The following is a 23,578-nucleotide window of genomic DNA, read 5'->3' as shown; positions in this document are numbered from 1 at the left end:
TTCCGTGAGCACCTTTCAGGCCCCCAAGGGCACGTACGACCTGCTGCCGCCCCGTTCCGCGACTTTCCTCGCGGTCCGTGAGGCGATCGCCGGCCCGTTGCGCAACTCCGGGTACGGCTATGTCGAGACGCCCGGCTTCGAGAACGTCGAGCTCTTCGCGCGCGGTGTGGGAGAGTCGACCGACATCGTGACCAAGGAGATGTACGCATTCGAGACGAAGGGCGGCGACAGGCTGGCCCTGCGCCCCGAGGGCACCGCGTCCGTACTGCGTGCGGCACTTGAGGCGAACCTGCACAGGCAGGGCAACCTCCCGGTCAAGCTCTGGTACTCGGGCTCGTACTACCGCTACGAGCAGCCGCAGGCGGGCCGCTACAGGCACTTCTCCCAGGTCGGCGCGGAAGCCATCGGTGCCGAGGACCCGGCCCTGGACGCCGAGTTGATCATCCTGGCGGACCAGGCGTACCGCTCGCTGGGCCTGCGCGACTTCCGCATCCTGCTGAACAGCCTGGGCGACAAGGAGTGCCGTCCCGTCTACCGGGCCGCGCTGCAGGAGTTCCTGCGCGGCCTGGACCTGGACGAGGACACGCTCCGCCGCGCGGAGATCAACCCGCTCCGGGTCCTCGACGACAAGCGCGAGTCGGTCCAGAAGCAGCTCGGGGACGCCCCGCTGCTGCGCGACTACCTCTGCGACGCCTGCAAGGCGTACCACGAGGAGGTGCGCGAGCTGATCACGGCGGCGGGCGTCTCCTTCGAGGACGACCCGAAGCTGGTGCGCGGCCTGGACTACTACACCCGCACCACCTTCGAGTTCGTCCACGACGGACTGGGTTCGCAGTCCGCGGTGGGCGGCGGCGGCCGCTACGACGGCCTCTCCGAGATGATCGGCGGCCCCGCGCTGCCGTCGGTCGGCTGGGCCCTCGGCGTCGACCGCACCGTCCTGGCCCTGGAGGCGGAGGGTGTCGAGCTCGAACTCCCGGCCGCCACCAGCGTGTTCGCCGTCCCGCTCGGCGAGGAGGCCCGCCGCCTCCTGTTCGCCAAGGTCACCGAGCTGCGCAAGGTGGGCATCGCGGCCGACTTCTCGTACGGCGGGAAGGGCCTGAAGGGCGCGATGAAGAACGCCAACCGGAGTGGTGCGCGCTACACGGTCGTGGCCGGTGAACGCGACCTCGCCGAGGGCGTCGTCCAGCTCAAGGACATGGAGTCCGGCGAGCAGGTCGCCGTCGGCGTGAACGAGATCGTGGCAGAGCTGGAGGCCCGGCTCGGCTGAGTCGAACCCTTGTCGCCCCTACCGCCCCTTACGGGCGGTAGGGGCGACATTTATGTCCAGCGAACGGTGCGCGCGCGAGGGTGTACGGCACAATGACCGTGCCCCAGCGGCCCCTTCGACGCTATGGAATCGACGTGATGAGCAAGACGACAGTCAAGGACGTCTCCGCCGCCCAGCGGGAACACCCCGAGGTCCCGCGCACGGTGGGCGGCAGTCGTGCCTTCGCGATCCTGCTGCTGATCACCGGCGCGGCCGGGCTGCTCGCGTCCTGGGTCATCACGCTCGACAAGTTCAAGCTGCTGGAGGACCCGAACTTCACCCCCGGGTGCAGCCTCAACCCGGTGGTCTCCTGCGGCAACATCATGAAGAGCGACCAGGCGTCCGTCTTCGGGTTCCCCAACCCGATGCTCGGCCTCGTCGCGTACGGCATCGTCATCGGCGTCGGCATGAGCCTGCTCGCCCGGGCGACCTACCCGCGCTGGTACTGGCTGACCTTCAACGCGGGCACCGCCTTCGGCGTCGGCTTCGTGACCTGGCTCCAGTACCAGTCGCTGTACAACATCAACTCGCTCTGCCTGTGGTGCTGCCTCGCCTGGGTCGCCACGATCCTGATGTTCTGGTACGTGACGTCCTTCAACATCCGGCACGGCTTCCTGCCCGCGCCCGGCTGGCTGAAGAGCTTCTTCGGCGAGTTCACCTGGGTCCTGCCCGTGATGCACATCGGCGTCATCGGCATGCTGATCCTGACTCGCTGGTGGGACTTCTGGACCAGCTGACAGCCGGAGGGCGGACCGCCGCAGAGGCCCGGCCTCCGGCGGACTCGTCCGGAGTGTCAGTGGCGTGACATAGGGTTTTCGGTGTGGAGCCCGATCTGTTCACCGCCGCCGCAGAAGAACGCCAGGAGAAGGACCCTACGGCCAGCCCCCTGGCCGTACGCATGCGTCCACGCACCCTCGACGAGGTCGTGGGTCAGCAACACCTGCTGAAGCCCGGCTCGCCCCTGCGCAGACTGGTCGGCGAGTCCGGCGGCGGCCCGGCCGGCCCCTCCTCGGTGATCCTCTGGGGTCCGCCCGGCACGGGCAAGACGACCCTGGCGTACGTCGTCTCCAAGGCCACCAACAAGCGTTTCGTGGAGCTCTCCGCGATCACCGCCGGGGTCAAGGAGGTCCGCGCGGTCATCGAGGGCGCCCGCCGCGCCACCGGCGGCTTCGGCAAGGAGACCGTCCTCTTCCTCGACGAGATCCACCGTTTCAGCAAGGCCCAGCAGGACTCCCTGCTCCCGGCCGTCGAGAACCGCTGGGTCACCCTGATCGCGGCGACCACGGAGAACCCGTACTTCTCGGTGATCTCCCCCCTGCTCTCCCGCTCCCTGCTCCTCACCCTGGAGCCGCTCACCGACGACGACCTGCGCGGACTCCTCAAGAGGGCACTGACCGACGAGCGCGGCCTCAAGAGTGCCGTCACCCTCCCCGAGGATTCCGAGGCCCACCTCCTGCGGATCGCCGGCGGCGACGCCCGCCGCGCCCTGACCGCCCTGGAGGCCGCCGCCGGTGCCGCCCTCGACAAGGGGGAGGAGGAGATCGGGCTCCAGACCCTCGAGGAGACCGTCGACCGCGCCGCCGTCAAGTACGACCGCGACGGCGATCAGCACTACGACGTGGCCAGCGCGCTCATCAAGTCCATCCGAGGCTCCGACGTCGACGCCGCGCTGCACTATCTGGCCCGGATGATCGAGGCCGGTGAGGATCCCCGGTTCATCGCCCGCCGGCTGATGATCTCCGCCAGCGAGGACATCGGCCTCGCCGATCCGAACGTGCTGCCGATAGCCGTCGCGGCCGCCCAGGCCGTCGCCATGATCGGCTTCCCCGAGGCAGCGCTCACCCTCAGCCATGCCACGATCGCCCTCGCCCTCGCCCCGAAGTCGAACTCCGCGACGACGGCCGTCCAGGCCGCCCTGGAGGACGTACGCAAGGGGCTGGCCGGGCCCGTGCCGCCGCATCTGCGGGACGGGCACTACAAGGGCGCGGCCAAGCTCGGGCACGCCCAGGGGTATGTGTACCCGCACGACCTGCCCGAGGGGATCGCCGCCCAGCAGTACGCGCCGGACGCGATCAACGGGCGGGAGTACTACACCCCGACCAGGCACGGGGCCGAGGCCCGGTACGCCGACGCGGTGGAGTGGACGAGGAAGCACCTCGGTCGGAAGCAGTCCTGAACCCCCTGTAGACTCCTCCCCAGTGCTGCGTCCCGTGTCCGGCTCCGGTCGGCGCCTCAGGCGGGACATCCAGCCGGATCTTCTGATCCAGGAGCGTCGCGCACCGTCGTAGGTGTCGCGGGCCGCCCACCACCACTCGGAATTCCGGGACCGGTCGGTGGGCCGTTCGTGTGCTGCACGTATGTGCCCAGAACTAGGGGAACGGCTGCCCGCCACGTCCCTCGTGGACGAGACGGGAATCCCCGGCTGCGGATGCGACCTCCCGTAACCCTGAGGCAGCCGATAAGGAAAAGGAAAAGAAGTGGCGAACCAGTCCCGCCCCAAGGTCAAGAAGTCGCGTGCCCTCGGCATCGCGCTGACCCCGAAGGCCGTCAAGTACTTCGAGGCCCGCCCCTACCCGCCGGGCGAGCACGGCCGCGGCCGCAAGCAGAACTCGGACTACAAGGTCCGTCTGCTCGAGAAGCAGCGTCTGCGCGCGCAGTACGACGTGTCCGAGCGCCAGCTCGTCCGCGCCTACGAGCGTGCCTCCAAGGTTCAGGGCAAGACCGGTGAGGCCCTGATCATCGAGCTCGAGCGCCGTCTCGACGCGCTGGTCCTGCGTTCGGGCATCGCCCGCACGATCTACCAGGCCCGCCAGATGGTCGTCCACGGCCACATCGAGGTCAACGGCCACAAGGTCGACAAGCCGTCCTTCCGCGTCAAGCCGGACGACGTCGTCATGGTCCGTGAGCGCAGCCGTCAGAAGCCGCTGTTCGAGGTCGCCCGCGAGGGTGGCTTCGCCGCGGACGGTGAGACCCCGCGCTACCTGCAGGTGAACCTCAAGGCCCTGGCGTTCCGCCTGGACCGCGAGCCGAACCGCAAGGAAGTTCCGGTCATCTGCGACGAGCAGCTGGTCGTCGAGTACTACGCCCGTTGATCCGTACCCGACGGACGTAGTCTCACCGCGCGTCAGCCCGTCGTCTCCCCGCCCTTCGAGGCGGGCGGGGCGGCGGGCTCTCGCCTTACTGCGGCAGGTATCGCGGTACGCATTAATGCGGTACTGAGCGATCGCCACGGCGCGATAGGCTCGGGACACGACTTTTCGACGTTCAGGCATGTTCCAGGGAGCGGGTGCAGACAGTGTCCGGTGGAGAGGTGGCCGGGATCCTGGTGGCCGTCTTCTGGGCGATCCTGGTCTCCTTCCTCGCCGTCGCGCTGGCGAGGCTGGCCCAGACGCTCAAGGCGACCACCAAGCTCGTCGCGGACGTGACCGACCAGGCCGTCCCCCTCCTCGCCGACGCGTCCACCGCCGTCCGCTCCGCGCAGACCCAGATCGAGCGGGTCGACGCCATCGCGTCCGACGTCCAGGAGGTCACGTCGAACGCCTCGGCGCTCTCCACGACCGTCGCGTCCACCTTCGGCGGCCCCCTCGTCAAGGTCGCGGCCTTCGGCTACGGCGTACGCCGGGCCATGGGCGGCCGCCGGGAGGGCGAACCCGCCGAGGAGCGGCGCCGTACCGTGATCGTGGGGCGCACCGTTCCGGGCACGCGCCGGAGCAGGCGGAGCACCCGTGGAAAGAAGGACTGACCGAGCGATGTTCCGCCGTACGTTCTGGTTCACCACAGGGGTCGCCGCCGGAGTGTGGGCCACCACCAAGGTCAACCGCAAGCTCAAGCAGCTCACCCCCGAGCACCTAGCCACCCAGGCCGCCCACAAGGCGGTCGAGGTGGGCCACAAGCTCAAGGACCGGGCGGTCGGATTCGCCCTCGACGTCCGCGACAACATGGCTCAGCGGGAGGCCGAACTGGGTGAGGCCCTCGGCATCGAGGCCAATCCCGACCAGTACCCGCAACTCCCGGCCGCGAGGCGCGTCGTCGCCATCGAGAACAGCAACACCCCGAAGTACAGCAGGAATCCGAGGTACGTCGACAACTCGTCGTACCCGTACAACCGGAATGAGGACCACTGATGGAGTCGGCTGAAATCCGCCGCCGCTGGTTGAGCTTCTTCGAGGAGCGCGGTCACACCGTCGTCCCTTCGGCGTCGCTCATCGCGGACGACCCGACTCTGCTCCTGGTCAACGCGGGCATGGTCCCCTTCAAGCCGTACTTCCTCGGTGAGGTCAAGCCCTCCTTCGCCCGCGCCACCAGCGTGCAGAAGTGCGTCCGCACACCGGACATCGAGGAGGTCGGCAAGACCACCCGGCACGGCACGTTCTTCCAGATGTGCGGCAACTTCTCCTTCGGCGACTACTTCAAGGAAGGCGCCATCAAGCACGCCTGGGAGCTGCTCACCAGCCCCCAGGACAAGGGTGGTTACGGCCTGGAGCCGGAGAAGCTCTGGATCACCGTCTACAAGGACGACGACGAGGCCGAGCGCATCTGGCACGAGCAGATCGGCGTGCCCAAGGAGCGCATCCAGCGCCTCGGCATGAAGGACAACTACTGGTCCATGGGCGTTCCCGGCCCGTGCGGCCCGTGTTCCGAGATCAACTACGACCGCGGCCCGGAGTTCGGCGTCGAGGGCGGCCCCGCCGTCAACGACGAGCGGTACGTGGAGATCTGGAACCTGGTCTTCATGCAGTACGAGCGCGGCGAGGGCACCTCCAAGGAGGACTTCGAGATCCTCGGCGAGCTGCCCAGCAAGAACATCGACACGGGCCTCGGCATGGAGCGCCTCGCCATGATTCTGCAGGGCGTGCAGAACATGTACGAGATCGACACCTCCATGGCCGTCATCGACAAGGCCACCGAACTCACCGGTGTCCGCTACGGCGACGCCCACGAGTCCGATGTCTCCCTGCGTGTGGTCACCGACCACATCCGCACCGCCGTGATGCTCATCGGCGACGGCGTCACCCCCGGCAACGAGGGCCGTGGCTACGTCCTGCGCCGCATCATGCGCCGTGCCATCCGCAACATGCGGCTGCTCGGTGCCACCGGCCCGGTCGTCCAGGACCTCATCGACGTCGTCATCGGCATGATGGGCCAGCAGTACCCCGAGCTGATCACCGACCGCGAGCGCATCGAGAAGGTCGCCCTCGCCGAGGAGAACGCCTTCCTCAAGACGCTGAAGGCCGGCACGAACATCCTCGACACCGCCGTGACGGAGACCAAGGCCTCCGGCGGCCAGGTCCTCGCCGGTGACAAGGCCTTCCTGCTCCACGACACCTGGGGCTTCCCGATCGACCTCACCCTGGAGATGGCCGCCGAGCAGGGCCTCTCCGTGGACGAGGACGGCTTCCGCCGCCTGATGAAGGAGCAGCGGGACCGCGCCAAGGCCGACGCCCGCGCCAAGAAGACCGGCCACGCCGACCTCGGTGCCTACCGTGAGATCGCCGACGCCGCCGGTGAGACCGAGTTCATCGGCTACTCGGACACCGAGGGCGAGTCGACGGTCGTCGGCATCCTCGTCGACGGTCTGTCGTCGCCCGCCGCCACCGAGGGCGACGAGGTCGAGATCGTCCTCGACCGCACCCCGTTCTACGCCGAGGGCGGCGGTCAGATCGGTGACACCGGCCGGATCAAGGTCGACTCCGGTGCCGTCATCGAGATCCGCGACTGCCAGAAGCCGGTCCCGGGTGTGTACGTCCACAAGGGCGTCGTCCAGGTCGGCGAGGTGACCGTCGGCGCCAAGGCCCAGGCCTCGATCGACGGCCGTCGCCGTACGGCCATCGCCCGCGCCCACTCGGCCACGCACCTCACCCACCAGGCCCTGCGCGACGCCCTCGGCCCGACGGCCGCCCAGGCCGGTTCCGAGAACCAGCCCGGCCGCTTCCGCTTCGACTTCGGTTCCCCGTCCGCCGTTCCGACGGCCGTGATGACCGACGTCGAGCAGAAGATCAACGAGGTGCTCGCCCGCGACCTGGACGTGCACGCGGAGATCCTGAGCCTCGACGAGGCCAAGAAGCAGGGCGCCATCGCCGAGTTCGGCGAGAAGTACGGCGAGCGCGTCCGCGTCGTCACCATCGGTGACTTCTCCAAGGAGCTGTGCGGCGGCACGCACGTCCACAACACCTCTCAGCTCGGCCTGGTCAAGCTGCTCGGGGAGTCGTCCATCGGCTCCGGTGTGCGCCGTATCGAGGCCCTGGTCGGCGTCGACGCCTACAACTTCCTCGCCCGTGAGCACACGGTCGTCGCCCAGCTCCAGGAGCTGATCAAGGGCCGTCCGGAAGAGCTTCCGGAGAAGGTCTCGGCCATGCTCGGCAAGTTGAAGGACGCCGAGAAGGAGATCGAGAAGTTCCGCGCCGAGAAGGTGCTGCAGGCCGCCGCCGGTCTCGCCGAGTCCGCCAAGGACGTCTCCGGCGTTGCCGTGGTGACCGGTCAGGTCCCGGACGGCACCACCGCCGACGACCTCCGCAAGCTGGTGCTCGACGTGCGTGGACGCATCCAGGGTGGCCGGGCCGTCGTGGTAGCCCTCTTCACCGCCGTGAACGGCAAGCCGCTGACGGTCATCGCCACCAACGAGGCTGCCCGCGAGCGCGGTCTGAAGGCCGGCGATCTGGTCCGTACGGCCGCCAAGACCCTCGGCGGCGGCGGTGGCGGCAAGCCGGACGTCGCCCAGGGCGGTGGCCAGAACCCGGCCGCCATCGGCGAGGCCGTGGACGCGGTCGAGCGCCTGGTCGCCGAGACGGCCAAGTGAGCACGACGCCTCACGCGAGCGAAGACGACGGCCCGGCCATGCGCCGTGGCCGTCGGCTCGCGATCGACGTCGGGGACGCCCGCATCGGGGTCGCCTCCTGCGACCCCGACGGGATCCTCGCGACCCCGGTCGAGACTGTTCCCGGACGCGATGTCCCCGCAGCTCAGCGGCGATTGAGACAACTGGTCGACGAATACGTACCTATAGAGGTCATCGTCGGACTTCCGCGTTCCCTCAAGGGCGGCGAAGGTCCGGCCGCTGTCAAGGTCCGGGGATTCGCTCAGGAGTTGGCCCGTATGATCGCGCCCGTTCCGGTCAGACTCGTCGACGAGAGGATGACCACAGTGACGGCCGGCCAAGGGCTGCGTGCCTCAGGGGTGAAATCCAAAAAGGGCAGGTCGGTCATTGACCAGGTGGCAGCCGTGATCATCCTGCAACAGGCCCTGGAATCCGAACGGGTGTCAGGTAAAGCTCCGGGCGAGGGCGTCGAAGTGGTCATCTGATCGCGATACGGTAACGTTCCGCGCGATGCGGTGGCCTTCGAACAGCCACCGCACAAAAAGAGGCGGGGACGAAAGCTGAGCCACAGGCCCCGCGTGACCGCCGCCTCGCGGCTCTAGGGGATCGATGACTGAGTATGGCCGGGGCCCAGGCTCCGAACCGTGGCATCCGGACGACCCGTTGTACGGGGACGGCGGATGGGACGGGCAGCAGGCCCAGGGGGGCCAGCAGTCCGCCTACGGCGGCCAGCCGCAGCAGCACTACCCCGAGCAGCAGCAGTACCAGCAGCCTTACGGTCACGACAACGGCAACGGCGGCTGGGTCAACGGGCATCAGGACCCCTACGCCCAGCAGCAGTACCAGCAGGAGTACGGCGAGCCCGGTCAGCAGTACCCCGGCCAGAACCAGCACCAGCAGCAGTACGACCAGGTCAACGGCGGCTGGAACAACGGAACGCACCAGCACGCACAGGCCCCTTACGTCGCCGACCCGACCGACCCCTACGGGGGGCAGCAGCAGCCGATGGCCTACGGCGGTGGCCAACAGGACTTCTACGGCACGCCCGACGCGTATCCACCGCCGGAGCCGCCCTCGCGTCGTGGCGCGGAACCCACGCCCGCACCCGCACCCGCACCCGCAGCCGCACCCGAACCCGAGCCGCAGCCGGTCGCCGAGCGGACGGACTGGGATCCCGGGCCGGACCAGGGAGAACACGCCTTCTTCGCGGGTGGCGGCGATGACGACGATGACGACGAGGCCGAGGAACGCGCGGGCCGGGGTGACCGGAAGGGCCGCGGCGGCAAGTCCGGAAAGACGGGCAAGGGCGGCAAGAAGCGCCGCAGTGGGTGTGCCTGCCTGGTGGTCGTCATGGTCTTCGGCGGCGGCCTCGCCGGCGTCAGCTATTTCGGTTACCAGTTCTACCAGAGCCGTTTCGCCGAGACTCCCGACTATTCGGGGAACGGTACGAACGAGACCGTTACGATCACGGTCGCCAAGGGCGAATTCGGGTCGGTGATCGGCCAGAAGCTGAAGGCGGCCGGAGTCGTCAAGAGTGTGGACGCCTTCACGATCGCACTGGCGCAGAATCCCGAGAAGCCGCAGATTCAGGCGGGCGTCTATCTCCTCAAGAAGGAGATGTCCGCTGAAAGCGCTATCGCCCTGATGCTCGACCCGAAGAGTCAGAACAGCTTCACTGTCTCCGAAGGTAGGCGGAACAACGAGGTCTACGCCGCGATCGACAAGGAGTTGGGCCTGAAGAAGGGCACGACCGAGGATGTCGCCGAGAAGAAGTGGGAGACCCTCGGCCTGCCCGACTGGGCGAACGACAACGACGACATCAAGGATCCGCTGGAAGGATTCCTCTACCCGTCCACCTATCCGATCGCCAAGGACATGAAGCCCGAGGCCGTCCTGAAGGAAATGGTCGCCCTCGCCAAGGCGAAGTACGAGCAATTGGACCTGGCGGGCAAGGCCAAGGGGCTGAAGCTGGAAAATCCGCTTCAGGTACTCACTGTCGCGAGCCTCGTGCAGGCCGAGGGAAACAACAAGAAGGACTACAGGAAGATCGCGCGGGTCGTCTACAACCGGCTCGAGCCCAACAACGCGGAGACGGCTGGTCTGCTCGACTTCGACTCGACGGTCAACTACCTGCGTGGTGAATCCAAGTTGGCCACCGGCTCGGTCGACTCGCTGCGGCAGATCGATGACCCGTACAACACGTACAAGGTGTATGGATTGCCGCCGGGGCCGATCGGTAATCCCGGTGGCGAGGCGATCGAGGGAGCTCTCAAGCCGGCCAAGGGTGACTGGTACTACTTCGTGTCGATCAGCAAGGACGAGACGCTCTTCGCGGTCACCAACGCGGAGCACAACCGGAACCGCGAAAAGTACCAGGAAGCGCAGAACGGATAGATGAGCCGCACCGCCACCAAGCGCCGGGCCGCCGTGCTCGGTTCGCCGATCGCCCACTCGCTCTCCCCCGTGCTGCACCGGGCCGCGTACGCCGAACTCGGCCTCACCGACTGGACGTACGACCGTTTCGAGGTCGACGAGGCGGCGCTGCCCGGGTTCGTCGACAAGCTCGGACCGGAATGGGCGGGGCTGTCGCTGACCATGCCGCTGAAGCGGGCGGTCATCCCGCTGCTGGACGAGATCAGTGAGACGGCGGCCTCCGTCGAGACGGTCAACACCCTGGTGTTCACCGAGGACGGGCGGCGGGTCGGCGACAACACCGACATCCCCGGGATGGTGGCCGCCCTGCGGGAGCGGGGGATCGAGCAGGTGGAGTCCGCCGCGATCCTCGGTGCGGGCGCCACCGCCTCCTCCGCGCTGGCCGCGCTCGCCCGGATCTGCACCGGTGAGGTCGTGGCGTACGTGCGGAGCGAGGCCCGCGCCGCGGAGATGCGGCAGTGGGGCGAGCGGCTGGGCGTCGAGGTGCGTACGGAGGACTGGGCGGACGCCGAGCGAGGGCTGAGCGCTCCGCTGGTCGTCGCCACGACACCGGCCGGGGCGACGGACGCGCTGTCCGGCGCGGTGCCGGAGCGGCCGACGACGCTGTTCGATGTGCTGTACCACCCGTGGCCGACGGCTCTGGCCGCGCGCTGGTCGGCGTACGGGGGTGCCGTCGTCAGTGGGCTCGATCTCCTGGTGCACCAGGCCGTGTTGCAGGTCGAGCAGATGACCGGGTGCAAGACGGCGCCGGTGGCGGCGATGCGGACGGCGGGGGAGCGGGCGCTGGCCGGCCGGGGATAGTGCTCGGTTGTCCTCCCGCTCAGCTTCGCGCGAGCGGGAGGTGCCCGCGTCGCCCCGTCGGCAGGACCGCCCGTAGCCAGGGAAGGGCTGAGGGCGAGGCACCCGTGTGGTGATGCTGTGAAGCCCTTGTACCAGGGGGTAACCAGCGGGGATCATCTCCGGGCGGCCCGGCGACGCAGGCGGGGCGTTGAACGGAGCCCCCTATGTCACGTCACTCCCGGCGCCGGTTTCTCACCTATCTGGTGGCCGCGCCCACTCTCGCCGTCGCGACCAAGATAGGTCTGGACGTCTATGACCCGGGCAGCGCGGAGGCGGCGATTCCCACGTTGCCGGCGCCGGCGGATCTGGTGGACCTCGGTGATCTGCTGATTCTGGCCGGGGCGCCGACGGCGAACATGCTGGTGCTGAGTGTCGACGAGGAGGGCGTCGCCCATTTCCGGCTGCCGAGGGAAGAGGTCGGGCAGGGGCTCACCACGGCGGTGGCGATGCTGGTCGCCGAGGAGTTGGACACCCCGCTCGACCGCGTGCGCGTGGAACTGGACGATGCCCGGCCCGAGTTGCTCTTCAACCAGCTCACCGGCAGCTCCAACTCCATCCGTTCCCTCTACGACCCGGTGCGGCACACGGCGGCTGCCGCGCGGGCGCGCATGGTTCGCGCCGCCGCCAGGCAATGGGGGCTCGACGCAAGTGAGTTGACGGTCCGTCAAGGCGTGGTGGTCGCGCCGGACGGGCGTACCGCCTCCTACGGATCGCTGTCGGCGGCCGCCGCCTCCCTCGATCTCGGCTCCCTCGTCGTCACGACGAAGAAGGAGTCGGAGCACACCCTCGTCGGCACCCCCACCTCGCGCATCGACGCCCGTGCCCTGGTCACCGGCAAGCAGGTCTACACGCTCGACCTCGACGTGCCCGGGGCCAAGCCGTGCATGGTGCGCCGGCCGCCGACGATCAACGGCACGGTGAAGGCGGTGAACAACGAGCCCGCCGTGCGGGCCATGCCCGGCGTGCTCGACGTGGTCACCATCGACAGTGGCGTCGCGGTGGTCGCGGAAACGTTCGGGCAGGCGCTCGACGGCAAGGAGGCGCTGGATGTCACCTGGGGCCCGGGGAGCGTCGACGCGCTGTCGGACGACGGCATCCGGGCCCGGCTGAAGGCGGCGACGCCCTCGCTGGACGTGCTCGGGCTGCTGGTGAAGAAGGTGGAGGGGGAGTTCGACTTCGCCTTCGCCAGTCACGCGCCGCTGGAGACCAACTCGGCCGTCGCGGATGTGCGGGAGGACCGGGCCGAGATCTGGTCCGGGCTGAAGTCGCCGATCGTCGCCCAGGCCGCCATCGCGAAAGCCGTCGGACTGCCGGTGTCCGAGGTGAAGGTCCATGTCGTGCAGTCGGGCGGGTCCTTCGGGCGGCGGCTGTTCTACGACGCGGCGCTGGAGGCCGCCGTCGTGTCGAAGAAGAGCGGGCGGCCCGTACGGCTGATGTGGTCGCGGATCGACGACATGCGGCACGGGCGGATGCGGCCCGCCACTCACCACCGGGTCCGGGCCACGTACGCGGCGGGACAGGTGCTCACCTTCCAGCACCAGGTGGCCGCAGTGGAGACCGACTTCCGGCACGGCCTCGGCGACGCGGTCACCGCCGCCGCGGCGAGCCTGCCGTCGGGTGTCGGGAACGCGACCTTCGCGCAGACCCTGTTCCTGACCACGGTGAAGTCCCCGTACAACTTCGGCGTCACCACGCAGACGCTCACCGAGGTGCCGATCAGGATGCACACCGGGTCGTGGCGTTCGGTGTACTCGGCCAACACGCGAGGCGCCGAGGAGATCATCGTCGACGAGTTGGCGGCGAAGCTCGGCAAGGACCCGGTCGACTTCCGGCGGGAGTTCCTCAAGACGGCGCGGCACAGGGCCGTGCTCGCCAAGGTCGCGGAGGCGGGCGACTGGGGACGGAGCCTGCCCGACGGGTGGGCACAGGGCGTCGGATTCCACGACGAGTACAAGGCCTGCACGGCCTGCCTGGTCGAGATCGACGCCACCGATCCGAAGAAGCCCCGGGTGACCAAGGCGGTCATCGCCGCCGACGTGGGCCGGGTGATCAACCCGCGCGGACTGGAGGCCCAGCTGCTCGGCGGGCTCACGGACGCCATCTCCACCACCCTGCGCGCCGGGCTCCACATCGACGAGGGGCTGCCGCTGGAAGGCAGCTACTCGCAGTTCCACTACGCCCGCCAGAAGGATTCCCCGAAGGACGTCGAGATCTTCGTCATCGAGGGCGCCGACGAACCCGGCGGCGCGGGCGAACTCGGCGTGCCGGCGGCCGTCGGCGCCGTCGCCAACGCCTATGCGCGGGCCACCGGCACCAAGCCGCGCCGCTTCCCCGTCAACTTCGACGTGGACTTCACGCCCTTCCCCCGCTGAGCCCGCGGGCGTTCCCAGCCAGCCAGCCCGCCCAGTCAGCCAGTCAGTCAGCCGGCCCGCCAGGCCGATCCGTCACCCGCCGAGCCCCCTCATACGTTCCGCGCCGACCCGCGCCAGGCTCCAGGAGCACATCGATGCCCTCCCACACCTTCACCGTCAACGGCGAGACCGTCACCGTCGACGCCCCCGACGACCTGCCCCTGCTGTGGGCGCTGCGCGACCTGCTCGGTGTGCGCGGCCCCAAGTACGGCTGCGGCATCGACGTCTGCAAGGCCTGCACCAGCCACCTCGACGGTGAGGCCGTCCGGCCCTGTGTGGTTCCGGTCGCCGAGGCGGCCGGCCGCGAGGTCACCACCATCGAGGGGCTGGCCGACGGCGACCGGCTGCACCCCGTCCAGGAGGCCTGGCTGGAGCAGGACGTCGCCCAGTGCGGCTACTGCCAGCCCGGACAGATCATGGCCGCCGTCGCCCTGCTCAGGCGGACCAGCGACCCCACCGACGCCGACATCGACGAGATCGCGAACGTCTGCCGCTGCGGCACGTACTTCCGCATCCGCGAGGCGATCAAGAGCGCGGCGGCGAAGATGGGGTGATGTGACCGGGCGCTCCGCGCAGGGCGGTCCGCCCGCCGGACGGCGCCACGCTCCGCCCACGGCCGTCCGTCTGCTGGACCTGTGAACCGGCTCCCGCCCCGGACGTGGGAGGATCGGAGATGGCGGGCCGGGGCCGCGCACCCGGTAGCCGTCGCCGTACGCGAGGACGCGCGTACCACCAGAGGCAGTACGCAGTACCGGGCGCGAGCACTGAGGAGCACCGTTGAGCAGGTTGCGCTGGCTGACCGCGGGGGAGTCCCACGGTCCCGCACTTGTCGCGACGCTGGAGGGCCTTCCCGCCGGCGTGCCGATCACCACGGAGATGGTGGCGGACCACCTGGCCCGGCGGCGCCTGGGCTATGGACGCGGTGCGCGGATGAAGTTCGAGCGCGACGAGGTCACCTTCCTCGGGGGTGTCCGGCACGGTCTGACCATGGGCTCGCCCGTGGCGGTCATGGTCGGGAACACCGAGTGGCCGAAGTGGGAGCAGGTGATGTCGGCGGACCCGGTCGACCCGGAGATCCTCGCCGGCCTGGCCCGCAACGCCCCGCTGACCCGCCCCCGGCCCGGGCACGCCGACCTGGCGGGGATGCAGAAGTACGGCTTCGACGAGGCCCGGCCGGTCCTGGAGCGCGCCTCCGCCCGGGAGACCGCCGCCCGGGTCGCCCTCGGCGCCGTCGCCCGGTCGTACCTGAAGGAGACGGCCGGGATCGAGATCGTCAGCCACGTGGTCGAGCTGGCCTCCGCGAAGGCCCCCCAGGGCGTGTACCCGACCCCGGCCGACGTGGAGAAGCTGGACGCGGACCCGGTGCGCTGCCTGGACGCCGACGCGTCGAAGGCGATGGTCGCCGAGATCGACCAGGCCCACAAGGACGGCGACACCCTCGGCGGGATCGTCGAGATCCTGGCGTACGGCGTGCCCGTGGGCCTCGGCTCGCACGTCCACTGGGACCGCAAGCTGGACGCCCGCCTCGCGGGCGCCCTGATGGGCATCCAGGCGATCAAGGGCGTCGAGATCGGTGACGGCTTCGAGCTGGCGCGTGTGCCCGGCTCCAAGGCGCACGACGAGATCGTGAACACGCCCGAGGGCATCCGCCGGGTCTCCGGCCGCTCCGGTGGTACCGAGGGCGGTCTGACCACGGGCGAGCTGCTGCGGGTGCGGGCGGCGATGAAGCCGATCGCGACCGTGCCGCGCGCCCTGCAGACGGTCGACGTGACCACGGGCGAGGCCACGCAGGCCCACCACCAGCGCTCCGACGTCTCCGCGGTCCCGGCCGCCGGAATCGTCGCCGAGGCCATGGTCGCCCTCGTCCTGGCCGACGCGGTGGCGGAGAAGTTCGGCGGCGACAACGTCACCGAGACGGCCCGCAACGTCCGCTCCTACCTCGACCACCTCGCGATCCGGTGAGCCCGGTGCCTCTGGTCGTACTCGTCGGCCCCATGGGCGTCGGCAAGTCCACCGTCGGACAGCTGCTCGCCGAGCGGCTCGGCGTCGCCTACCGCGACACCGACGACGACATCGTGGCCGAGCAGGGCCGCGCGATCGCGGAGATCTTCGTCGACGAGGGCGAGGCCGCCTTCCGCGCCCTCGAGAAGCGGGCCGTGCACACGGCTCTCGCCGGGCACGACGGTGTGCTCGCCCTCGGCGGCGGCGCGATCCTCGACGCCGACACGCGGGCGCTCCTCGCCGGGCATCGGGTCGTCTACCTCTCGATGGACGTCGAGGAGGCGGTCAAGCGCACCGGCCTCAACGCCGCCCGCCCGCTGCTGGCCGTCAACCCCCGCAAGCAGTGGCGGGAGCTGATGGAGGCCCGGCGCAGCCTCTACGAGGAGGTCGCCACGGCCGTCGTCGCCACCGACGGCCGCACGCCCGAGGAAGTCACCCAAGCGGCCCTGGACGCACTGGAGTTGAAGGAAGCATGAGCGAGACAGTGACCCGTATCCAGGTCGGCGGTACGGCTGGTACCGAGCCGTACGAGGTCCTGGTGGGGCGTCAACTCCTCGGTGAGCTGGGCGGGTTGATCGGCAACCGGGCCAAGCGGGTCGCCGTGGTCCATCCCGAGGCGCTGGACGACACCGCCGAAGCCCTGCGGGCCGATCTGGCCGGGCAGGGGTTCGAGGCGGTCGCGATCCAGGTGCCGAACGCGGAGGAGGCCAAGACGGCCGAGGTCGCCGCGTACTGCTGGAAGGCGTTGGGGCAGTCCGGGTTCACCCGCACCGATGTCATCGTCGGTGTCGGCGGGGGCGCGACGACGGATCTCGCGGGGTTCGTGGCGGCGACCTGGCTGCGCGGGGTCCGCTGGATCGCCATCCCGACGACCGTGCTGGCCATGGTGGACGCGGCCGTCGGTGGCAAGACGGGGATCAACACGGCCGAGGGCAAGAACCTGGTCGGTGCCTTCCACCCGCCGGCCGGGGTGCTCTGCGACCTGGCGGCCCTGGATTCGCTGCCGGTCAACGACTACGTCTCCGGGCTCGCCGAGATCATCAAGGCCGGCTTCATCGCGGACCCGGTGATCCTGGACCTGGTCGAGGCCGACCCGCAGGCCGCCCGCACGCCCGCCGGACCGCACACGTCCGAGCTGATCGAGCGGTCGATCCGGGTCAAGGCCGAGGTCGTCTCCGGTGACCTGAAGGAGTCCGGCCGCCGCGAGATTCTCAACTACGGGCACACGCTGGCGCACGCGATCGAGAAGAACGAGCGCTACCAGTGGCGCCACGGCGCGGCGGTCTCCGTCGGCATGCACTTCGCCGCCGAACTGGGCCGTCTGGCGGGGCGCTTGGACGACGCGACCGCCGACCGGCACCGCACGGTCCTGGAAGCGGTCGGGCTGCCCCTGCACTACCGCTACGACCAGTGGCCCAGGCTGCTGGAGACGATGAAGGTCGACAAGAAGTCGCGGGGCGACCTGCTGCGTTTCATCGTCCTGGACGGTCTGGCCAAGCCCACCGTCCTGGAAGGGCCCGACCCGGCGATCCTGCTGGCCGCCTACGGCGAAGTGGGCCAGTAACGCCCGCTCGGGCACCTCTTGCCCGATTCGCCTTGTGTCCATGGCCACTTGGGCACTTCGGGCTGCCCCCGGCCGTTCACCAAACGGAGGCCGGGGACGGTACCGTTCGGTAAGGGCGGGGTCGAAAGGCCCCGCCCGCCAGTGTCGATGTGACTGTACGAGACGGAGTGGCACCGGATGCAGCACGCAGTGGGAGCTCCGCTGCCGCCGCCCCATCGGCCGGGGCAGGACCCGGCGGCCCCTTGGTCGCCGACCGCGAACCACCAGGGACACCCGGCCCCCCATCACCCGGGAGCGCCGGGCGTGAACCCTCCGGGACACACGGGCGTGAGCCACCCGGTGCCCCCGGGCACGCATCCAGGGCCCCCGCCCGCGCCGATGGCTCCGCCCACCCCGGCAGCGCCCCCGGCCTCCGTCCCCCCGCCCGCACCCCCCGGGTCGGTGCCCCCGCCCGCGCCGGGCTTCGCCGGAGGCCCCGGGCAACCGCACACCGCGTCCCCGCAGCAGACCGGGGTCCCGAGGGACACCACCGGACACGTGCAACTGCCGCCGGGCGGCCCCGTCACCATGCCGCCGTCCGCCACCGGCGCGCCCGACGTCACGACCACCACGCTCGCGGTGCTGCTCATCGGACCCGCCGGGGCGGGCAAGACCAGCGTCGCCAAGTACTGGGCGGACCACCGCCGGGTGCCCACCGCGCACATCAGCCTGGACGACGTACGAGAGTGGGTGCGCTCGGGCTTCGCGGACCCGCAGTCCGGCTGGAACGACAACTCCGAGGCGCAGTATCGTCTCGCCCGCCGCACCTGCGGCTTCTCCGCCCGGAACTTCCTGGCCAACGGCATCTCCTGCATCCTCGACGACGCCGTCTTCCCCGACCGCCCGGTCGTCGGCCTCGGCGGCTGGAAGCGACATGTCGGCCCCGGCCTGCTGCCGGTCGTCCTCCTGCCGGGCCTGGAGATTGTCCTCGAGCGCAACGCCGAGCGCTCGGGCAACCGCCGCCTCAGCGATGAGGAGGTCGCCCGCATCCACGGCCGGATGGCGGGCTGGTACGGCTCGGGGCTTCCGATCATCGACAACTCCCAGCTCGATGTCCCGGCCACGGCGAGGGTCCTGGACGAGGTCCTGGCGAGGTCGATCGCGAGCCCACCGAAGTGGTAGCCGCGCACCAGCGGACGGCACCGGTGAACACGCCGGACTGAGTCGAGCCAAAGGGGCGCGGGGAACTGCGCGAGCAACCCCACCGGCCTGCGGACGGCATGCGACCTGGCGCCGCCCCCCTGTATTCCGCGACGGTGCCTCAGTCGGCTGCGCTTGACGGGCGGCCACCGGTGCCAAGGGGGCGCGGGGAACTGCGCGACAAGCTGCCCACCGGCCGGTGGACGGCATGCAACCCCGTGCCGTACCCCCGTGCCCCGCGACGGTGCCCCCAGTCGGCTGCGCTCAACCGGCGGCCCACCGGCGAACCTCATACGCTCGGCACATGTCAGAGGTGTACGCGGCCCGCCGCGCTCGGCTGAGAGAACGCTGCCACGCGAGCGGCAGCGCCACCGCACTGGTGACCCGCCCGGCCAACGTGCGCTATCTCGCGGGCGCCGCGCCCCAGGGTGCGGTCCTGCTGCTCGGGAGGAGCGAGGAGCTCCTGGTCTGCGGAGCCCCGCCGAGCGGTGAGATCGGAGAGGGGCGGCCCGACGAGGCCGTACGGGTCCAGGTGCTGCCGAGACCCGGCGGCGACCCGGCGGTCGCGGCGGCCGATCTGGCCACGGCCCTGGGCGCCGAGTCGCTCGCGGTGGAGGAACACCACCTCACCGTGTCCCGCCACCGCGCGATCCGCTCGGTCGCGCCCCGGCTGCGGCTCGCCGACCTCGGTGGCGCGGTCGAGCAGCTGAGAGTCATCAAGGACGAGGAGGAGATCTCCTGTCTGCGGATCGGCGCGGAGATCGCCGACCAGGCACTGGGCGAACTCCTCGAATCGATTCTCGTCGGCCGCACCGAGCGCCACCTCGCCCTGGAGCTGGAGCGCCGCCTCGTCGACCACGGTGCCGACGGGCCGGCCTTCACCACCTCCGTCGCCACCGGCCCGAACTCCGGTCGTCGCGGTCACGTCCCCACCGACCGCCGGGTCGAGGAGGGCGACTTCCTTTCCGTCTGCCTCGGTGCGACCTACCGCGGCTACCGCTGCGAGATCGGCCGTACCTTCGTGATCGGCACCTCGCCTGCCGACTGGCAGATCGAGCTGTACGACGTGGTCTTCGCAGCCCAGCGCGCCGGACGGGAGGCACTGGCACCGGGTGCGGCGTACCGCGCCGTGGACCGTGCGGCCCGTCAGGTCCTGGACTCCGCGGGGCACGGAGACGGCCTCCCGGTACTGATGGGGCACGGGGTCGGACTCGAAATCGACGAGGAGCCGCAGTTGGCCCCCGCGGCCATGGGTAAACTGGACGCTTGTGTGCCGGTCACCGTCGAACCGGGGGTCCACCTCCCGGGCCGGGGCGGTGTCCGGATCGATGACACGCTCGTCGTACGCCCCGAGGCGGACGGCGGACCCGAGCTACTCACCATCACGACCAAGGAGCTGCTCGCGCTCTAGCTCATCGGCTGTGCGCGTGGCCCGGGGTCGTCCACGTCAGTCCAGGAGATTCCGCAACCGTGGCTTCCACGAACGACCTCAAGAACGGCCTGGTGCTCAAGCTCGAAGGCGGCCAGCTCTGGTCCGTCGTCGAGTTCCAGCACGTCAAGCCCGGCAAGGGCCCGGCCTTCGTGCGCACCAAGCTCAAGAACGTGCTCTCCGGCAAGGTCGTCGACAAGACGTTCAACGCCGGCGTCAAGGTCGAGACGGCCACTGTCGACAAGCGCGACATGCAGTTCTCCTACATGGACGGCGAGTACTTCGTCTTCATGGACATGGAGACCTACGACCAGCTCATGGTCGACCGCAAGGCCGTCGGTGACGCCGCCAACTTCCTGATCGAGGGCTTCACCGCCACCGTCGCGCAGCACGAGGGCGAGGTGCTCTTCGTCGAGCTGCCGGCCGCCGTCGAGCTCGTGATCCAGGAGACCGAGCCGGGCGTCCAGGGCGACCGCTCCACCGGTGGCACCAAGCCCGCCACCCTGGAGACCGGCCACCAGATCCAGGTCCCGCTCTTCATCACCACCGGTGAGAAGATCAAGGTCGACACCCGCACGAGCGACTACCTCGGCCGGGTGAACAGCTAACCGTGGCTGCCCGCAACACGGCCCGCAAGCGCGCCTTCCAGATCCTCTTCGAGGGCGACCAACGCGGGGCCGACGTCCTGACCGTCCTCGCGGACTGGATCCGGCACGCTCACAACGACACCCGACAGCCGCCGGTCAGCGAGTACACCATGCAGCTGGTCGAGGGGTACTCGGAGCACGCCAAGCGGATCGACGAGCTGATCGCGCAGTACTCGGTGGGGTGGACGCTCGACCGGATGCCGGTCGTGGACCGCAACATCCTGCGCCTCGGTGCGTACGAGCTGATCTGGGTCGACGCGACTCCCGACGCGGTGGTGCTGGACGAGATGGTGCAGCTGGCCAAGGAGTTCTCCACGGACGACTCGCCGTCGTTCGTGAACGGTCTGCTGGGCCGTCTGAAGGACCTGAAGCCTTCGCTGCGCAGGGAAGCCGACTAGCCGACACGAGCGGGGAAGCGCCGTTGGGGTGCTGTGCGAGTCCGGCCACGAGTCGACTGTGGCCGATCGCGCGGTGCCCCGCGCCCCTCAAGAGCAGAAAACCGCCGGGGTGACCCGAACCAATCGGTTCGGGTCACCCCGGCGGCACGTTTCTGCTGGGCGCTGCCCGGAGCGTCAGCTGTCCTCGTGGGAGACCGCGCGGCGCGCGTCGGCGTCGAGGACGCCCCAGCTGATCAGCTGCTCGGTGAGGACCGAGGGGGACTGGTCGTAGATGACGGCGAGTGTGCGCAGGTCGTCCTGGCGGATCGACAGCACCTTGCCGTTGTAGTCACCGCGCTGGGACTGGATCGTCGCCGCGTAACGCTGCAGCGGGCCCGCCTTCTCGGCCGGCACGTGGGCCAGGCGCTCAAGGTCGAGGACGAGCTTCGGCGGCGGCTCCGCGGCGCCACCGGGGGTCGTCCCGGGAAGCAGCTCCTGCACGGGAACCCCATAGAAGTCCGCCAGCTCCGCGAGGCGCTGCACGGTGACGGCGCGGTCGCCGCGCTCGTACGAACCGACCACGACCGCCTTCCAGCGTCCCTGGGACTTCTCCTCGACACCGTGGAGGGATAGGCCCTGCTGGGTGCGGATGGCCCGGAGCTTGGCCCCGAGCTGTTTGGCGTATTCGCTGGACATGTGGCTCCCCGGACGAAGGCTGGTGACTCACTGTGAGGTTACGCAGCGTGACTCTTCCCCGTCAAGCCGGATGGTCCGGACCGGCTCTTCCGTGGTAAACGCCTCCCCTTGCGCCAGGGGGGTGATCAGGGGCGTTGCCGGGGCCTGATAACGTTGACGGCGCAATTCCGACGTCCTTTAAGGTCCGTCCCGTGAGGCGGAGAAGGAGGTCCGTTTCTTATGGACTCGCAAGAAAACCCGCAGCAGGATCCGCAGTCGTCCGATGCGAGGCCCGTTCTCGAAGGCCCCGACATCGCCCGCGTCCTGACCCGTATCGCCCACGAGATCGTCGAACGCGCCAAGGGTGCCGACGACGTGGTGCTCCTGGGCATTCCGACCCGGGGCGTCTTCCTCGCCCGGCGGCTCGCCGCCAAGCTCGCGGAGATCACCGACCGCAAGATCCCGGTCGGCTCGCTCGACATCACCATGTACCGCGACGACCTGCGCATGCACCCGCCGCGTGCGCTGGCCCGCACCGAGATCCCCGGTGACGGCATCGACGGCCGACTGGTCGTCCTCGTCGACGACGTGCTCTTCTCCGGCCGGACGATCCGCGCGGCGCTCGACGCGCTGAACGACATCGGCCGCCCGCGCGCCGTCCAGCTCGCGGTCCTCGTCGACCGGGGCCACCGCGAACTGCCCATCCGCGCCGACTACGTCGGCAAGAACCTCCCCACGTCGCTGCGGGAGACGGTCAAGGTCCAGCTCGCCGAGGAAGACGGTCGGGACACCGTCCTGCTCGGTGCGAAGCGGACCGCCCAGCAGTAGCACGCGCGCGTGCGGCCCCGTGCCGTACGTCCCCTCGCGATGCCCCTGACTGCCCGTAATCTCCCGAACTGCCTTACGGAGCCTGAAAGATGCAGCGTCATCTCATCTCGGCCGCCGACCTCACCCGTGACGACGCCGTCCTGATCCTCGACACCGCCGAGGAGATGGCCCGGGTCGCCGACCGGCCGATCAAGAAACTGCCGACCCTGCGCGGCCGTACGATCGTCAACCTCTTCTTCGAGGACTCCACCCGCACCCGGATCTCCTTCGAGGCCGCGGAGAAGCGCCTCTCCGCGGACGTCATCAACTTCTCCGCCAAGGGGTCGAGCGTCTCCAAGGGCGAGTCCCTCAAGGACACCGCCCAGACCCTCGAAGCCATGGGCGTCGACGCCGTCGTCATCCGGCACGGTGCCTCGGGGGCCCCGTACCGCCTGGCGACCTCCGGCTGGATCGACGCGGCCGTGATCAACGCGGGCGACGGCACCCACCAGCACCCCACCCAGGCCCTGCTGGACGCCTTCACCATGCGGCGCCGCCTCGTCGGGCGGGACGCCGGGCTCGGCCAGGACCTGTCCGGCAAGCGCATCACGATCGTCGGCGACGTCCTGCACAGCCGGGTCGCCCGCTCCAACGTGGACCTGCTGCACACCCTCGGCGCCGAGGTCACCCTCGTCGCCCCGCCCACCCTGGTCCCGGTCGGCGTCGGCTCCTGGCCCTGCGAGATCTCCTACGACCTCGACAGCACGCTCGCCAAGTCCGACGCCGTGATGATGCTGCGCGTACAGCGGGAGCGGATGAACGCCGCGTTCTTCCCGACCGAGCGCGAGTACTCGCGGCGCTACGGTCTCGACGGCGACCGCATGGCGCGGATGCCCGAGCACGCCATCGTGATGCACCCCGGCCCGATGGTCCGCGGCATGGAGATCACCGCCGAGGTCGCCGACTCCGACCGCTGCACCGTCGTCGAGCAGGTCGCCAACGGCGTCTCCATCCGCATGGCCGTGCTGTACCTGCTGCTCGGCGGCAACGAGCCCGCCGTCACCCACACCCGCACCACCGAGGAGAAGTAAGACG

The 23,578-nt window shown here is 69.9% G+C and carries 22 protein-coding genes; 21 read left to right on the top strand and 1 reads right to left on the bottom strand.

All coding sequences use genetic code 11. The features are described from left to right. The first annotated feature begins 4 nt into the window (after positions 1-4). The 19 genes from hisS to nusB all read left to right on the top strand — a co-directional run bounded on the left by hisS (position 5) and on the right by nusB (position 21,022). A complete protein-coding gene (gene hisS / locus OG202_RS09780) occupies positions 5-1,267 on the top strand; it encodes a histidine--tRNA ligase (RefSeq protein WP_326584103.1) in 1,263 nt (420 codons plus the stop codon). 137 nt (positions 1,268-1,404) lie between these two features. After that, positions 1,405-2,043 (top strand): vitamin K epoxide reductase family protein, encoded by a 639-nt coding sequence (locus OG202_RS09775; RefSeq protein WP_327730576.1) that lies wholly within the window; start codon positions 1,405-1,407, stop codon positions 2,041-2,043. Positions 2,044-2,126: 83 nt separating this feature from the next. Beyond that, the gene (locus OG202_RS09770) at positions 2,127-3,482 is read left to right on the top strand and encodes a replication-associated recombination protein A (protein ID WP_327730577.1); all 1,356 of its coding nucleotides are present in this window, start codon (positions 2,127-2,129) and stop codon (positions 3,480-3,482) included. Between the two features lie 301 nt (positions 3,483-3,783). Continuing rightward, a complete protein-coding gene (gene rpsD, locus OG202_RS09765; RefSeq protein ID WP_005485453.1) occupies positions 3,784-4,398 on the top strand; it encodes a 30S ribosomal protein S4 in 615 nt (204 codons plus the stop codon). A gap of 203 nt (positions 4,399-4,601) precedes the next feature. Then, entirely contained in the window at positions 4,602-5,048 is a 447-nt protein-coding gene (locus tag OG202_RS09760; RefSeq protein ID WP_326585906.1) for a DUF948 domain-containing protein, read from the top strand. Positions 5,049-5,055: 7 nt separating this feature from the next. Next, complete coding sequence (locus OG202_RS09755; RefSeq protein ID WP_326584106.1) at positions 5,056-5,430, top strand: hypothetical protein; 375 nt, start codon at positions 5,056-5,058, stop codon at positions 5,428-5,430. Continuing rightward, complete coding sequence (gene alaS, locus OG202_RS09750) at positions 5,430-8,102, top strand: alanine--tRNA ligase (protein WP_326584107.1); 2,673 nt, start codon at positions 5,430-5,432, stop codon at positions 8,100-8,102. The genes OG202_RS09755 and alaS overlap by 1 nt, the downstream gene beginning before the upstream one ends. 38 nt (positions 8,103-8,140) lie before the next feature. Beyond that, positions 8,141-8,605: a Holliday junction resolvase RuvX gene (gene ruvX, locus OG202_RS09745; protein ID WP_326585907.1), complete on the top strand. Its 465-nt coding sequence runs from the start codon at positions 8,141-8,143 to the stop codon at positions 8,603-8,605. 124 nt (positions 8,606-8,729) lie between these two features. Further along, the gene (gene mltG, locus OG202_RS09740) at positions 8,730-10,514 is read left to right on the top strand and encodes an endolytic transglycosylase MltG (RefSeq protein ID WP_326584108.1); all 1,785 of its coding nucleotides are present in this window, start codon (positions 8,730-8,732) and stop codon (positions 10,512-10,514) included. After that, on the top strand, positions 10,515-11,354 hold the full coding sequence (locus OG202_RS09735; RefSeq protein WP_326584109.1) for a shikimate dehydrogenase: 840 nt from the start codon (positions 10,515-10,517) through the stop codon (positions 11,352-11,354). Positions 11,355-11,557: 203 nt separating this feature from the next. Further along, entirely contained in the window at positions 11,558-13,765 is a 2,208-nt protein-coding gene (locus OG202_RS09730; RefSeq protein WP_326584110.1) for a xanthine dehydrogenase family protein molybdopterin-binding subunit, read from the top strand. Positions 13,766-13,899: 134 nt separating this feature from the next. Next, a complete protein-coding gene (locus OG202_RS09725) occupies positions 13,900-14,358 on the top strand; it encodes a (2Fe-2S)-binding protein (RefSeq protein WP_326584111.1) in 459 nt (152 codons plus the stop codon). A gap of 223 nt (positions 14,359-14,581) precedes the next feature. Next, entirely contained in the window at positions 14,582-15,766 is a 1,185-nt protein-coding gene (gene aroC, locus OG202_RS09720) for a chorismate synthase (protein ID WP_326584112.1), read from the top strand. 32 nt (positions 15,767-15,798) lie between these two features. Continuing rightward, a complete protein-coding gene (locus tag OG202_RS09715; RefSeq protein ID WP_328224666.1) occupies positions 15,799-16,281 on the top strand; it encodes a shikimate kinase in 483 nt (160 codons plus the stop codon). Beyond that, positions 16,278-17,369, top strand: coding sequence for a 3-dehydroquinate synthase (gene aroB / locus OG202_RS09710; protein ID WP_326584113.1), 1,092 nt, complete (start codon positions 16,278-16,280; stop codon positions 17,367-17,369). Before OG202_RS09715 ends, aroB begins: the two co-directional genes overlap by 4 nt. Positions 17,370-17,546: 177 nt before the next feature. Then, complete coding sequence (locus OG202_RS09705) at positions 17,547-18,530, top strand: AAA family ATPase (protein ID WP_328222608.1); 984 nt, start codon at positions 17,547-17,549, stop codon at positions 18,528-18,530. Between the two features lie 322 nt (positions 18,531-18,852). Continuing rightward, entirely contained in the window at positions 18,853-19,959 is a 1,107-nt protein-coding gene (locus OG202_RS09700) for an aminopeptidase P family protein (RefSeq protein WP_326584115.1), read from the top strand. A gap of 59 nt (positions 19,960-20,018) precedes the next feature. Further along, positions 20,019-20,585, top strand: coding sequence for an elongation factor P (gene efp, locus OG202_RS09695; protein WP_033532566.1), 567 nt, complete (start codon positions 20,019-20,021; stop codon positions 20,583-20,585). A 2-nt stretch (positions 20,586-20,587) separates the two neighbouring features. After that, positions 20,588-21,022, top strand: a complete 435-nt coding sequence (gene nusB, locus OG202_RS09690) for a transcription antitermination factor NusB (RefSeq protein WP_326584116.1) — start codon at positions 20,588-20,590, stop codon at positions 21,020-21,022. Positions 21,023-21,196: 174 nt separating this feature from the next. On the opposite strand, the gene bldD is transcribed toward nusB, so the two are convergent. Then, positions 21,197-21,697, bottom strand: a complete 501-nt coding sequence (gene bldD / locus OG202_RS09685; protein WP_007380685.1) for a transcriptional regulator BldD — start codon at positions 21,695-21,697, stop codon at positions 21,197-21,199. Between the two features lie 219 nt (positions 21,698-21,916). Here bldD and pyrR point away from each other — a divergent pair, with 219 nt between their 5' ends. Both pyrR and OG202_RS09675 read left to right on the top strand, forming a co-directional pair. After that, a complete protein-coding gene (gene pyrR, locus OG202_RS09680; RefSeq protein ID WP_326584117.1) occupies positions 21,917-22,504 on the top strand; it encodes a bifunctional pyr operon transcriptional regulator/uracil phosphoribosyltransferase PyrR in 588 nt (195 codons plus the stop codon). A gap of 89 nt (positions 22,505-22,593) precedes the next feature. Beyond that, positions 22,594-23,574 (top strand): aspartate carbamoyltransferase catalytic subunit, encoded by a 981-nt coding sequence (locus OG202_RS09675; protein WP_326584118.1) that lies wholly within the window; start codon positions 22,594-22,596, stop codon positions 23,572-23,574. Positions 23,575-23,578: the final 4 nt, after the last annotated feature.

Origin of the sequence: Streptomyces sp. NBC_00310 (genome assembly GCF_036208085.1) — a bacterium.
Classification (GTDB): domain Bacteria; phylum Actinomycetota; class Actinomycetes; order Streptomycetales; family Streptomycetaceae; genus Streptomyces.
Note: the sequence above shows the minus strand (reverse complement) of the source record. Positions and strands in the feature narration are given on the sequence as shown.